Consider the following 13,345-nt stretch of genomic DNA (forward strand, 5'->3'; position numbering starts at 1 on the left):
CTTTGTGAAGAAATGGATAAAAATTATTCTGTACTCTTTACTAGGTATTTTACTTATAGGAAGTATTAGTTTTTTTGTTTGGTCCCAGTTTACTTATAAACCGACGACAGAGGCTTTGTCGTTAGTAGATGATAAAAAAGATGGAGAGAATATCGTTTTTGGAGAGAAAGATGCTAAAATAGGGGTTATTTTTTATCAAGGAGCTAAAGTAGAAGCTGAGGCTTATAGTTACTTAGGAGAAGCTCTTGCAAAAGATGGACACTTTGTAGTAATACCTAAGTTGCCATTAAATTTAGCGATATTTGGAATCAATGCAGTAGACAGTGTAATGGAACAGTATCCTGAAGTTCAAAAATGGTATGTTGCAGGGCATTCAATGGGCGGAGCTATGATTTCTAAGTATGCCTTTCAGAATGAAGAAAAGGTAGATGGAATCATTTTCTTAGGCTCGTACCCTGCAGATGACTTCTCTACGAAATCGATTCCGATGTTATCTATTTATGGAGAAGTAGACGCTTTAGCAACTGTAGAAAAAATAGAGAACAATAAAAAGTTCATGTCAAAGAATACAACTATGCACATGATAAAAGGCGGAAACCATGCTCATTTTGGCATGTATGGTGAGCAAAAAGGTGATAATGCGAGCTTAATTACGCCAAAAGCACAACGAGATGAAACAGTGAAAGTAATTGAAGAATGGTTGTTGAAACAATGATAGACGGGAGAGCCAACTCATACGAGTCGGCTCTTTTATTTAACTGCTATCTTCAATTTCCCTCTTATTTTCTCTGGAATATCCTCTTCAGCGATAATATCGTAAGAATACACATACTTTCCTTTTACATGAATTTTCAAGTAAGTTTTTTTTATAAAATCATTAGGGGTACTAGTTCCTACTGTATATTCTTTCTCATTCCTTGATTCATCAACACCTTTTAGGGCGTACATAGCTCGTCCTTTATGATGATAATCCGGAACACCATATCCCTTCGCAATGGCGTATACATTTTTTTCTTCAGCAATCGGATTAAATCTATCCAAATCCCCTCGTAATATGAAAGGTAGTATGTATATAGGTAGGCCTATTCCTAGTATGCAAAGTACAAATTTCTTCATAAGCATTTCTCCTCTTGTTCATTTACATGATTCAGTATAGAAAAAAATTCTTATAAATATAGAGGGAAATTCCTTAAGGTTTTCTTAACAAAGTTTAACCGAGTGAAAAAAGATTAACTTGAGTATTAAGCTTAAGGAATGAATAGCCAAATAACCTGTTTTCTTTATTTTTGATGGTAAGTTATTTAGTTTTACATTGGTATGAGTGAATTAAGAAATAAGTGAGATTTAGGAACTATAATAAATGTATTTTATAGTAATAAGAGAATTATCTAAATAAATTTATAGTGCGAACCATTAAAGAAAGCATCTAGCGAGATGCTTTCTTTTGGAATAGAGAATTCTATGGGATAGTTACATGTAATGCAGCGCTGTGCTTCTATGTCATTGGAAAATCCAATGATAAAAAAGAGGCTTGTCTTCTAAGCAAATTGTTATTTGTAACACTGTTATCAAAGCAAAGTTCTCATGACAGTGCTTGGATATTCAAAAACATTAATAACCTATTGTATAAAATTTTTTGAAAATTTAGGTTTAACATCTTTAAAATAGGTGTATTACATATTACATAACAACTAAATAAAAAAATAAAAAATCTAAAGGAGGAAAAATCCAATGCATAAGAATGAAAGAAAACCGGTGGTTCATGAATATGAAAATGAACAGGAAGTAGTTATGAAAGTAAAAGAGCTAGAATTGCAAGGGATTCACCAAGATGACATTTACGTCTTAACACATGAAAAACATATAACAAAAAAGATTGCGGATGATACAAACACAAATACGATTGGAGTAAAAGAACAAGGATTGGGCACAAGTATTATCAACTTTTTCTCTAAAAAAGGGGACGAGCTCAGAAATCAAATGGAAGAAATGGGGTTGTCGAAGGAGGAAGCTAACTTATATGAAGAAAAACTAGATCAAGGGAGAATTTTACTCCTAGTAACAGATGGAACACTAACGGCGAGTGATAGGCAGCCGCAAAACTATCATTCTCTCTAATAGATTGCAATAGGTAAGGTAATTATTTTAGGTTGTAGCATGGAAGAAATTAAAAGTAGAGAAGGGTGAGAAAAATGAAACATACAATATTTAAATATGCTGTGATTGGGATTACGACCGGAGTGATAGTCTCCTTATTAAAAAAAGAAAATCGGAAAGCTATACAAACAACAGGAAAAAACGTAAAAGACAAACTACAAGAAGGAAACATAAAGGAAACATTAGAGAAGGTAACTGAGACAAGTAAACAATTCTCTGTAACTGCAGCTAATGTTGCAAAACAAACATTACCACAACTGCTTACAGCCACACCAGTTGTTATTTCTACCATTAAAGATTTAACAGAAAACGAAAATAATAAAAAGAAAAAAGATGAAAAGGATTACGAAAAAAATGAAAATAGTAAGGAAATAGACGGGGAAAAAACGAAAAATGAAAAGAAATATGTGAAAGAAGGGAAAGAAGAGAGTGCTTAGATTTAATTCTAAAAATAGAAAGTGAGGAAAAAAGTATGAAATCTTTGTATGCAATTGATGTAGGAATCGGCTTTACTAAGCGAGCATATCGACAGGATGAAGATTCTGAGGTGACGGTTAAGAGTGAAGCTTCCACACTAGCCCCTGTACCTAATCATGATGAAAGTGAAGATTTAACAAAGGTGAGTTTTATAGACTTAGACTTTGCATACTACATGGGAAATGAAGCGCATCAATCTGACGCTTCATTTCTTCCTCCATTTGAAGAAGAAATAGAAAATTATTATGAAAGCGAACAGTTTAAACAACAAATATTTGGTTGCATTGCAAAGGATTATAAAGAAAATGTCGTGTTACCTTTAGTTGTTACCGGGCTTCCTGTCACTTATTTTGGTAGTCAGCATGAGCAATTACAACGTGCGCTAAAAAAAGAAACTTCCGTACAAATTGATGGCAAATTTATTCATATTACGGTGGAAAATGCTTTGATTCTTCAGCAACCGGTCGCTTTACATGCTTATTTCTTAAAAGAGGGAATCATTGAGGAACGAGATCGTATCTTAATTATTGATGGTGGATTTCGTACATTAGAAATGACAGATATGAAACAGAATGTCATTTTAAATCATTATGAGACGGAACTAGGATGTAGCAAGCCTTTGAAAAACATTAAGAATATCGTGCAGAATCATGCGGGGGAAAGTGGTCACTTGCATATTAACGACATGCCAAACATATTAGAAAAAGGATATGGAGGTCGAGAAGAAAATCCTCAGGCAAGTCAGGTTCATACTTTGATTCAAAAAGAGTTGGATACACACTTCCAAGACGTTATGTGTGTATTACAAGAACAATTTAAGTTAGACCAGTATGACACTATTATTTGGACAGGAGGAATAGTAGATCTCCACAAAAAACGAATTGAAAAAATGCAAGGTGAAATTTCTTCTTTCCGTATGGTAGACGCTTCGAAAGAGGCTGCACTTCATGGGTACTATATGATTGGAAGTCAAGTATTTGACGACATCACCAATCAATCTGTATATGAATCTAAATTATAATAACGACCGAAATGGAGTTCGTTGAATAGACGTGCCACATATAAATAAGAAAAGATAAAAAGTGCTTGTATAGAGGAACTGTTTAAAATTGAGAATACAAATAACTAATATATAGGGGGTCTTCCTTGTAACAGAAGAAGACCTCCTATGCCATTTAGTTTGTAATGTAGAGGATCTAAAAACTTTTCCTCCAAGACATGAATACCTACATATAAATTTCATATTACGGATACTATTCAATGAAACATAAAACTATTCAGAAAGGAAGAATAATATGGAATGCATAAAAATGCCGAAATGGGATTGGTATCATGTGAAAACCAGTGAACTTGAAAAACCTTCTTCTATCATCCCTCGTGATGTAACACCTTATTTCTCTCAATTTGTAAAAAAAAGAAGTTCTCCTTGTGAAAATGGATTATATGTTTATACGTTATCACCAAATCAAACTTGTGTATATGGTTCGTTTTTATATGATCAAGATAAAAAGGACGCCAAAATTCAAAAATTTCTTCATTATTTCGTAGCTCATGGAATACTGATAACGGTCCAGGAAAAAGAGGAAGAGGATTTCCAAAAATTAATACATAATTCCTCTTTTAGTGTAAAAAATTGTAATAGTTCCGCTGAAGGATTATGTGCTATCTTATCAATCTTTATATCTCACTACTTGCGAAAGGTTGACTATTTCGAAAACAATTTTAGAAATGTATTATGGGATTTTTATCATCATAATAACATAGCAGTTTTAGAAAGAATTTATCATATTCGTCATGAATTATTTATGAATACACATGTGTTTCGCTTAATACAAGAAGTGTTACAAGGCTTGGAGGAAGCTTGGTTAGAAAACTTAACAAACACCCTTTGTTATAAACAAACACACGTAAAATTAGAGCGTGGATTACAACTTGTTAAAGAGTACCAAGAAGAATTAGACACGATGATTCATTTACAAGAAGTTGTTTCTTCTCATCGTGGGAATGAAATTATGAAAGCCCTTACTGTATTAACTGCTGTAAGTACGCCGTTGACAGCTTTAGGAGCATTATGGGGTATGAACTTTAAATATATGCCTGAACTAGAATGGAAATATAGCTATTTAATCGCTCTCTTATTTATCATTTTTACAACAGGGGGTATGTATTTATATATGCGAGTCAAAGGATGGACAGGTGACTTATTACGAGTAAAGAAAAAGAAATCTTTTTTTAAATCTAATTAATCTTGTTTATAAAAAATATGATAGATATTAACTTAGAAATATGGTTAGTAATATTTATTAATTGGGGTAGTGCCACCCAATAAGCTAAGCTTATATAAGTTTAATTTCACATGAGATTTCTTTCTTTTTCTAAAAATCCAGTGTCAGTTCTTTAAGGATTTGCATACGAAATAAATCCTAACGAGTTTCCTTTTTTGAATTAATCCGTTTAATTATTAGACTTAGTACAAGTGTAAACGACACCTAATATATCAAAGACTGTTTTCTTCCCATACCGATGAGATTTTCGTCCGTTTTGTTGTAGGTGATTGAACAGGCGAAGTAACACCTTTGATAGTTCTTGGGTGTTTTTCTGTATGGTTTGATAAATAAGAAGAAAATAATCTTTAATCATATATATGACCTTATATTCACTCAGTTCTTGTTTCTTTTCATAAGAAGTAATTGATGCATTTGAAACATAATAGCAGAACAGAGTAGGGCGCGATCAATTGACCATACAAATAGTAGGATGCTATTCCGATAATTGTAGTTTGCTAATAATTTTACCTTACATAAATGTAATACAAATGAAAGGTAAATGAATATGTGAAATTCCATAAAACAATTATTCTATATAAAGAGCAAATACAAATTAAAGAAACGGTATACGTATAGATGATGTGCAGCAATTATCTTAACTAGTTAAGCCACCTTTAAACAATAATTCTAAGGAGATTAAAAATGAGAAAAATCATTAACCTATGTATGATTGGAGCCATCTTATTTGGTTTATACTTGGCGTTCACGCCTAAAGAACCAAGAAATGGAATTTTGATGTTGGGAGATAAACAAGCTTTACAAGATATACGAAGTGAAAATAAAAGTAAAATTAAGTCTATCGATTTATATAAAGTTAAAACAGCACAATATAATGGAGAATCAGTATTTATTATGGATCAAAAAACAAGTGAAGCCGTAATAAAAAAAGGGATATTACGAGAGGGAGAAGATCATTTTACACCGATTTCAGATCCAATAAAGTCTATGCCTAAAATAACAAATGATACTGCTGTGTTATTTGCGAGTGAAAAAAATAAAAATATAAAAAAAGTAGTAATTGCTGACAAAGAAATACCGGTAAAATATGATAGTAATACTTGGTTTGGGCATTATCGTAACTCGAATTATGAACAGTGTATTTTAATTGTCAATAATTCTATGTTTACTCAAATTCCTATACAAGAAACCTATATGGGAATTTTTGAACTTAACAAAGTTTATGGAAATAATCATGGAGTTGTCGATACCGAGGATAAAAACTCAGTACAAGTGGAGAAAGAATTTCAAAGAATTATTGAGAGTAGAAAAGATAATTCACAGTTTTTAGAAGCGTTATCAATTATAAAATAATAAGCCTAAAAAAGGTGAAAATTAACTGAAAAATAATATAAAAATTACGGAGGATTCATATGGCTGGCGTTATAGGACATACAGTAGTTACCGCAACTGTAGGATTAGTATATAAAAAACATTTAAATATCACAACTTTATTTTTCGGTATGGCGATTCCAGATGCTATAAGCATGTTCATTGGAAAGGTACCGCTTATACCAGGAGGAGCGGTAGATGAGAGTTTCATAGGTGGACTAGCTTGCGCTTTAGTGTTGACTTTACTAATTAATCTAGGTCTTAAAATAATACCTAGATTAATGAAACTGTTTACTTATAAACAGAGCTCTTCATTAAAAATTATTTTTATTTCTGCTTTAATAGGTACAGAATTACATGTATTGATGGACCTTATTGCCATAAACGGATGGCTGAATGGAACCATATTATAATAGTTTTATTTTAATGAAATATATAATTTAGGAATATCACTTCTTTTATTGTAAGGAGTGGTCTTTTTTATATATAGGCTAAATTCTCACAAATAACTGTAAAGGGAAAATTTCGTTATGGAGGTGTCTCAAAATCTTAGCTTGATGGTGATGGGGTAGTACTATATCCCACCAAGTTAAAGTTTTGATGTCTCCGCAATGATAAAAATGGTGAATATTTATCCCGCGTTAACGGACAGTAAAACCCCCACTGATTAAAACTAGTTGACTTTGTTAATAATGATAATTCGAGCATAGTTCGTATTATTGATCCGACACCAAGTTAAGATATTAATCTTATTCACTTTATGGTAACTTTGTTGTATCTCTTTAAACATACCTATATTAAAACCCAAATTTCTCAATTTAATGCTGAGAAATTTGGGTTTTTCTAAAGTAATCAATTTTTTAAAAAATTTTTAGAAATTTAAAGATAAAGTATTGTATACATGTAAGTATGATTAAAAATGAAAAGTTGTAAATGCTAAATTTAATGAAATACGCCTTACTCTCTTTACCATTGGCCTGAATGAATAGTTTATAGGAGATTACACTGGCTAAAGATGCGATAATTGTTCCAAGCCCTCCAATATTTACTCCTAGTAATAAAGCTTTCCAATCAGAAGTAAAGTTTGATAGAAGAATTGAAGTAGGAAAATTACTAATCAATTGACTCAAAAATATGGAACTAAAGAAGACTGAAGTATCTCCTCTTAAATTAGCGCGAGCGAAGGTCTCCAGTGCATCAGAATGAGAAATGTTTCCAATAAAAATAAAAAAACAGACAAAGGTTATTAGAAGAAAGTAATCAACTTTTAATAGTAAGTTTCTATCTAACGTAAAAGCCGCCATCAGTGTAACTATTAGCGCAATGTAATAATTAATGAAACCAAAAATAGATGCAATGATAGTGATAAGTATCAAAATCCAGATGGTAGCTTTTTTTCGATTCTTCACGGTAATAACAGGTAATTCTATTTTTAAATCTGTTTTTTGAAGTTTTTGAGTAAATATAAATAACAAACTAATTCCAAGTACAGCTAAAAGCAGAATTGAACCTAAAAATGGGATGAGCTTAATTCCATAGTAAGAATATAAGTATAAATTTTGTGGGTTTCCCATAGGCATCAAGCTACTACCGATGTTTGCCGCAATTGTCTGTAGGATGATTGTATCCATCATGTTCATTTGTGTTTTTTTACTAATGACAAGTGTTATTGGTACAAAAGTGAGGAGAGCAACATCATTTGTTACAAACATGGAGCAAATAAAGCATAACAAAATTAGAATAATAGATATTGACCTGCTGTTATTGCATTTATTTAAAATCGCAACGGCAAGTTTGTCTAATATCTTTAGCTGTTCCAAGGCCTTAATGGCCACCATTAGATTAAATAAGCTAATCAACACTTCAAAGTTAATATATTCGATCTTTGGCGAATGTATTAAGCAGCTTACAATTGCTAGTATCAGTGAAATGGTAAGTACTAAATCCTTTTTTAAAAATTCGAATTTCATAAGGAGTCTTTTTTTATTTTGAACGAATACTATTTCTTTCACAATACACCACCTGTAATCTATGTTAGTAAATATACGTTTTTTGGGATAACTCGATATTGCTAGAAAAGAGGATGTCATAAGGTCCTAAATAAGAGTTTTGCAATGTTTCATCCCTTCAACAAAATCCTTTTTTTCTTAGTGTCTTTAATGTTGTAAATATGTGCAATATAGACGAACCCAACTAGGGGGATTAATTGAGAAAACAAATGTTTTTTGTATGATACCATAAATAAATTAAATGTTTTATTTTTTAAATATTCTTATAATATCCTGTTGATTCTTGATTTCAAATACTTTATATGAACTTCTAAAAGAGAAAAAATATGCATGTTTTTATGAAGAAAATAGAGGCTTGTCAGAGATTAGGTAGAACAGCATCCGCGACGTTTGGATACTGTATAAAATTCACAAAATCTCACTGTTTTTTTAGATGAAAAATCTTAAAATATTTTTTTGTTTTTATAAAAATCTGTACTTTTTCGTAACATTCTGTACTTTTAATTATAAATTAAAGACAAGCTTCTCTTAATTGAAGATTGAAAGCGCTTTATAGATTTTTCGTGAAGTTTTTACCTAGACTATTTTGAGATTAGTAGTGAGAAAGGAGATATTTCCATGTTGTTGCAAAAATTAATAAAAAACCAGTTAATCACTATTGATTATTATGATTTAAATGTAAATCACCGGTAAACGAAACAAACATAATAGTACAACAACATTAGTGGATAAGAATATTAGTTTTACAGAAGGGGATAGAGCACCGGGTGTATAAACGTGAAGTTCTTCAAAATTTCAGTTTTACAGTTGCATATTGTAATGTTTGCTTAAACAGACCAATCCTATTAGTATAGGAAATTTTTATCCTTGTTGTATTTGAATATGAATGAGGTATTTATGTCAGGGAATATAGGTGATTTTATATAGATTATGATAGATAAATTTTTGGTATGGGGTGATAATATGGAAAGGTTTTTTGTAGATTTAGTCGGATCAACGAATGATTTTTTATGGTCTAAATTGTTAATTATTATGCTTGTTATTTGCGGAATTTATTTTACATTTAAATTGAATTTTGTACAGTTTCGAATGTTAAAAGAGATGGTCCGTGTATTAATGGAGGGGAAAAGTGGTTCTAAAGATCAAATCTCTCCTTTTCAAGCGTTTTGTATTGGTATGGCAGCCCGCGTTGGAACAGGGAATATCACAGGAATTGCGATTGCAATTGCATTAGGTGGTCCTGGAGCTGTATTTTGGATGTGGATTATTTCTATTATTAGCTCGGCCTCCAGTTTTGTTGAAAGTACATTAGCACAGATATATAAAGTAAAAGATAAAACTGGTTTCCGCGGTGGTCCATCCTATTATATGGAAAAAGGGTTGAATAAACGTTGGATGGGAGTATTATTCTCTATTTTAATCACAATTACTTTTGGTCTTGTATTCAATTCAGTACAATCAAATACAGTTACAATCGCTTTTCAAAACTCATTTGGTACAGATCGTCTAACAGTTGGGATAATCATGGCCATTGCTTTTGCTGCAATTATTTTTGGTGGTGTACAACGTATTGCAAAAATGGCTGAATACAAGGTGGTATTTTTAGCGGTATTATACATTGGAGTTGCATTATTTGTTGTAGTTACCAACATATCAAAAATGCCGGAAGTTCTTTCTCTTATTGTTCAAAACGCATTTGGTTTTAAACAAATAGCAGGTGGTTCAATTGGTGCAGCACTTATGAATGGAGTTAAACGCGGTTTATTCTCAAATGAAGCTGGTATGGGAAGTGCACCAAACGTTGCCGCAACAGCAACAACAAGCCATCCAGTGAAACAAGGACTGATTCAAGCATTTGGTGTATTAACGGATACATTAATCATTTGTACTAGCACTGCCTTTATTATTTTGCTGTCTGATGCATATAAACAACCGGGATTAAATGGTATTGCACTGACACAAGCAGCATTAAGTGAACACATCGGTCCTTGGGCATCGGGTTGTCTTGCTATCTTTGTTTTTTTATTTGGATTTGGTGCGTTAATTGGCAACTATTATTATGGTGAAACAAATATTCGCTTCTTACATACAAGTAAAGTGTGGTTAATGATATACAGAATAAGTGTGTTGGCTATGATTGTATTTGGTTCTGTTGCAAAGATCCAAATTGTATGGGATTTAGCGGATTTATTTATGGGCTTTATGGTTATTATTAATTTAATTGCTATTACCTTACTTTCAAAAGTAGCATTTGCGGCGTTACAAGATTATATAAACCAGAAAAAAGCTGGTAAAGATCCTATTTTTTATAAAGAAAACATTAAAGGACTTGAAAATATTGAATGTTGGGATAGTTATGAGAAAACTTCAAAAAAGAAAAGTGTGTAATAAGAAAAATATTCAGACTGCAATATGTCTGAATATTTTTCTTGGTTCTAGTGCAAATATTATTGATTATAGTAAAGAAAAAATCATTCTATATAAAGTTAATAGTACGGGGGAATATGATTAAATGATAAAGGATTCTAGCGTTCAAGTTGAGGGTCAAGAAAAAGTTTGCTTAGATCAATGGGTAGCTCATTATCGAACGTATGCAGCTAAGGGACGAAGCGCCAGTTATATTCCAGCTCTGGGGGAAATAAATGTATCGCAGTTAGGTATTTGTATAGTAAAGCCAGATGGAACAATGATAAAGTCAGGAGATTGGGAGATACCTTTCACATTACAAAGTATATCAAAAGTAATCGGTTTTATAGCCGCTTGTTTAAGTCGCGGTATTTCTTATGTATTAGAACGAGTTGACGTAGAGCCAACTGGAGATGCCTTTAATTCGATTATTCGTTTAGAGATACATAAACCAGGAAAACCTTTTAATCCTATGATTAATGCTGGAGCAATTACGATAGCTTCACTTTTGCCAGGGACATCGGTGCAAGAAAAATTAGAATCTATATACGTATTAATTGAAAAAATGATAGAGAAGCGTCCCGCTATTAATGAAATAGTATTTCAATCAGAATGGGAAACGGCTCATCGTAATAGAGCATTAGCATACTATTTAAAGGAGAACGGTTTTCTAGAATCAGATGTGGAGGAGACACTAGAGGTTTACCTAAAACAATGTTCGATTGAAATAAATACAGAAGATATTGCCTTAATAGGGCTTATACTGGCACATGATGGATATCATCCTATTCGCAAAGAACAAGTGTTCCCTAAAGAAGTAGCTAGGTTAACAAAAGCTTTAATGCTTACTTGTGGAATGTACAATGCTTCTGGAAAATTTGCTGCTTTCATTGGATTACCAGCTAAGAGTGGGGTATCCGGCGGAATTATGACACTTGTTCCCTCAAAATCTAGGAAGGATTTATCGTTCCTAGATGGATGTGGCATTGGTATTTACGGACCAGCCATTGATGAGTATGGGAATAGTTTACCAGGAATTATGTTGTTAGAACATATTGCAAAAGAATGGGATTTAAGTATATTTTAAAAAGGAGCACAGATATTTTGGTGTTAGAGCGAGTCCAAAAGTGTTCAGACCTTATATTGTGTCTGAACATTTTTGAGTTATAAAGTATCTTTCTAAAGTAGAAGAGTGTAATGAATACTCACAATCTATAATGCTTTCGTTTATATCTTATTTATCAGTTTTTGAAAAAAATAGAGTAAGTATTGTATTAATGCAAATAGGTTTGTATACTGACTGTTAGGCGAAAGTGAGAAGTGATTATTTTGAATCTTAGTAATTTAGTAAAAAAAGACATCTATATTCTCGTTTTAATGATACTTACAGTACCCTTAGTAGGTGAAATAAAGTCATTTCCTTTAAATGAAACATTTAGAATGAGCTTTGGTGCACCAACATTTTTCTTTTTTTTGTTATTGTTTCGACGAATTCCAGCATTTTTACCGGGTTTTTTAACAGCAATAGTCGTGGTAGTATTTCGTATCTCAATGGATGTCATTATAAAGGGAAATATGGATTGGCTAGCCGCTTTTCATACTCACTATCCTAGTTTTTTCTTTTATTTTACGTATTCGTATCTCTTTCATTTAGCAAAAATCAAACGTTTTTATCATCAACCACTAATGATTGGTTTGATTGGTTGCATGATTGAAATACTGTCAGACTGTGTGGAATTAATGATTCAATATTTCGTATTAAAAACATCAATCACATCCGAGGCAATAAATGAGATCATTGTTATCGCATGTTCCCATAGTTTTATAGTTCTAAGCTTTTTCAATATGATGAAATTGTATGAAGCGCAATCAAGGGAGAGACATATAAAGAAGCAAAATGAACACATGCTCATGCTTATCTCTAATTTATATGAAGATGCTGTTCATTTAAAGAAAACATTACAAGATGCTGAGAATATAACAAAAAAATCTTATGATTTATATAAAACCTTAGACTCTTTTGAGCACAAACAGATGGATTTTCAGTTTGGGGATTTAAGGCAACAGGCATTACAAATTGCTGGCGAGGTCCATGACGTTAAAAAGGATAACCAACGTATTTTTGCGGGACTTTCAAAACTAATTTCTGATGAAAGTTTTACAGATTATATGTCTGTACATGAACTAGTAAATATCATTATACGGGCAAATACGAAATATGCACGGTTGCTAGAGAAAGACATCCAATTTGTGTATAAAATTGATGGTGTGCATGCTCATTATCATATTTACACAATCTTATCTATTATAAATAATATCGTTACAAACGCTGTAGAAGCTATCCAAGGTATGGGAACCATCACAATTGACATTAATAAAGACCACCATTTTGTTGAATTTCAAATAGGCGATAATGGTCCTGGTATTTCTTCAAAATATAAAGATTCAATTTTTGAGCCTGGTTTTACTTCTAAATATGATGATTTAGGCAATCCATCGACAGGTATCGGATTATCGTATGTTAAAGAAATGGTCGAACAACTAGAAGGTGATGTTACGCTTGAGGACAGAACCGAAGGAAAAGGATCAATTTTTATAATTAGATTAGGGATTGATCATATAATTTCGAAAGGGTGATTC

At 32.1% G+C, this 13,345-nt stretch carries 12 protein-coding genes and 1 pseudogene; 10 read left to right on the top strand and 3 right to left on the bottom strand.

What is annotated here, in order from left to right:
* Positions 1-4 precede the first annotated feature (4 nt).
* The gene (locus tag ACTFSI_RS14160; protein ID WP_138321670.1) at positions 5-715 is read left to right on the top strand and encodes an alpha/beta hydrolase; all 711 of its coding nucleotides are present in this window, start codon (positions 5-7) and stop codon (positions 713-715) included.
* Between the two features lie 35 nt (positions 716-750).
* Here the strand turns inward: ACTFSI_RS14160 and ACTFSI_RS14165 are convergent, their stop codons facing one another.
* Positions 751-1,116 (bottom strand): YxeA family protein, encoded by a 366-nt coding sequence (locus tag ACTFSI_RS14165; protein ID WP_044793051.1) that lies wholly within the window; start codon positions 1,114-1,116, stop codon positions 751-753.
* Between the two features lie 615 nt (positions 1,117-1,731).
* Here ACTFSI_RS14165 and ACTFSI_RS14170 point away from each other — a divergent pair.
* From ACTFSI_RS14170 to ACTFSI_RS14185, 4 genes are all read left to right on the top strand, one after another.
* Positions 1,732-2,118 (top strand): general stress protein, encoded by a 387-nt coding sequence (locus tag ACTFSI_RS14170; RefSeq protein WP_000549425.1) that lies wholly within the window; start codon positions 1,732-1,734, stop codon positions 2,116-2,118.
* Between the two features lie 74 nt (positions 2,119-2,192).
* On the top strand, positions 2,193-2,594 hold the full coding sequence (locus tag ACTFSI_RS14175) for a hypothetical protein (RefSeq protein WP_000683223.1): 402 nt from the start codon (positions 2,193-2,195) through the stop codon (positions 2,592-2,594).
* A gap of 35 nt (positions 2,595-2,629) precedes the next feature.
* Entirely contained in the window at positions 2,630-3,655 is a 1,026-nt protein-coding gene (locus tag ACTFSI_RS14180; protein ID WP_138321672.1) for a ParM/StbA family protein, read from the top strand.
* Positions 3,656-3,929: 274 nt separating this feature from the next.
* Entirely contained in the window at positions 3,930-4,880 is a 951-nt protein-coding gene (locus tag ACTFSI_RS14185; RefSeq protein ID WP_138321674.1) for a magnesium transporter CorA family protein, read from the top strand.
* 208 nt (positions 4,881-5,088) lie between these two features.
* Here the strand turns inward: ACTFSI_RS14185 and ACTFSI_RS14190 are convergent.
* A pseudogene (locus ACTFSI_RS14190) lies at positions 5,089-5,386 on the bottom strand (IS4 family transposase); the annotation flags it as partial.
* Between the two features lie 217 nt (positions 5,387-5,603).
* On the opposite strand from ACTFSI_RS14190, the gene ACTFSI_RS14195 reads away from it, so the two are divergent.
* Positions 5,604-6,272, top strand: a complete 669-nt coding sequence (locus tag ACTFSI_RS14195; protein ID WP_044793047.1) for a lipoprotein BA_5634 family protein — start codon at positions 5,604-5,606, stop codon at positions 6,270-6,272.
* 59 nt (positions 6,273-6,331) lie between these two features.
* Positions 6,332-6,703 carry a hypothetical protein gene (locus ACTFSI_RS14200; protein WP_000929331.1) on the top strand — a complete coding sequence of 124 codons (372 nt, stop codon included), beginning with the start codon at positions 6,332-6,334 and terminating at the stop codon, positions 6,701-6,703.
* A 447-nt stretch (positions 6,704-7,150) separates the two neighbouring features.
* Here ACTFSI_RS14200 and ACTFSI_RS14205 read toward each other — a convergent pair whose 3' ends face one another.
* Positions 7,151-8,302 carry an anion transporter gene (locus ACTFSI_RS14205; protein WP_138321676.1) on the bottom strand — a complete coding sequence of 384 codons (1,152 nt, stop codon included), beginning with the start codon at positions 8,300-8,302 and terminating at the stop codon, positions 7,151-7,153.
* A 960-nt stretch (positions 8,303-9,262) separates the two neighbouring features.
* On the opposite strand from ACTFSI_RS14205, the gene ACTFSI_RS14210 reads away from it, so the two are divergent.
* The 3 genes from ACTFSI_RS14210 to ACTFSI_RS14220 all read left to right on the top strand — a co-directional run bounded on the left by ACTFSI_RS14210 (position 9,263) and on the right by ACTFSI_RS14220 (position 13,342).
* Positions 9,263-10,687 carry an alanine/glycine:cation symporter family protein gene (locus ACTFSI_RS14210; RefSeq protein ID WP_000439277.1) on the top strand — a complete coding sequence of 475 codons (1,425 nt, stop codon included), beginning with the start codon at positions 9,263-9,265 and terminating at the stop codon, positions 10,685-10,687.
* Positions 10,688-10,811: 124 nt separating this feature from the next.
* A complete protein-coding gene (glsA, locus tag ACTFSI_RS14215; RefSeq protein WP_440045439.1) occupies positions 10,812-11,792 on the top strand; it encodes a glutaminase GlsA in 981 nt (326 codons plus the stop codon).
* Positions 11,793-12,025: 233 nt separating this feature from the next.
* The gene (locus ACTFSI_RS14220; protein ID WP_138321678.1) at positions 12,026-13,342 is read left to right on the top strand and encodes a sensor histidine kinase; all 1,317 of its coding nucleotides are present in this window, start codon (positions 12,026-12,028) and stop codon (positions 13,340-13,342) included.
* Positions 13,343-13,345 lie beyond the last annotated feature (3 nt).

The sequence above is a fragment of the Bacillus cereus group sp. MYBK101-2 genome (genome assembly GCF_051918845.1).
GTDB lineage: Bacteria > Bacillota > Bacilli > Bacillales > Bacillaceae_G > Bacillus_A > Bacillus_A paranthracis.

Excerpts from the sequence above, each read along its gene's own strand:
- ACTFSI_RS14165 (WP_044793051.1), bottom strand. The coding sequence starts at position 1,116 with ATGAAGAAATTTGTACTTTGCATACTAGGAATAGGCCTACCTATATAC.
- ACTFSI_RS14170 (WP_000549425.1), top strand. The coding sequence starts at position 1,732 with ATGCATAAGAATGAAAGAAAACCGGTGGTTCATGAATATGAAAATGAA.
- ACTFSI_RS14175 (WP_000683223.1), top strand. The coding sequence starts at position 2,193 with ATGAAACATACAATATTTAAATATGCTGTGATTGGGATTACGACCGGA.
- ACTFSI_RS14180 (WP_138321672.1), top strand. The coding sequence starts at position 2,630 with ATGAAATCTTTGTATGCAATTGATGTAGGAATCGGCTTTACTAAGCGA.
- ACTFSI_RS14185 (WP_138321674.1), top strand. The coding sequence starts at position 3,930 with ATGGAATGCATAAAAATGCCGAAATGGGATTGGTATCATGTGAAAACC.
- ACTFSI_RS14195 (WP_044793047.1), top strand. The coding sequence starts at position 5,604 with ATGAGAAAAATCATTAACCTATGTATGATTGGAGCCATCTTATTTGGT.
- ACTFSI_RS14200 (WP_000929331.1), top strand. The coding sequence starts at position 6,332 with ATGGCTGGCGTTATAGGACATACAGTAGTTACCGCAACTGTAGGATTA.
- ACTFSI_RS14210 (WP_000439277.1), top strand. The coding sequence starts at position 9,263 with ATGGAAAGGTTTTTTGTAGATTTAGTCGGATCAACGAATGATTTTTTA.
- glsA (WP_440045439.1), top strand. The coding sequence starts at position 10,812 with ATGATAAAGGATTCTAGCGTTCAAGTTGAGGGTCAAGAAAAAGTTTGC.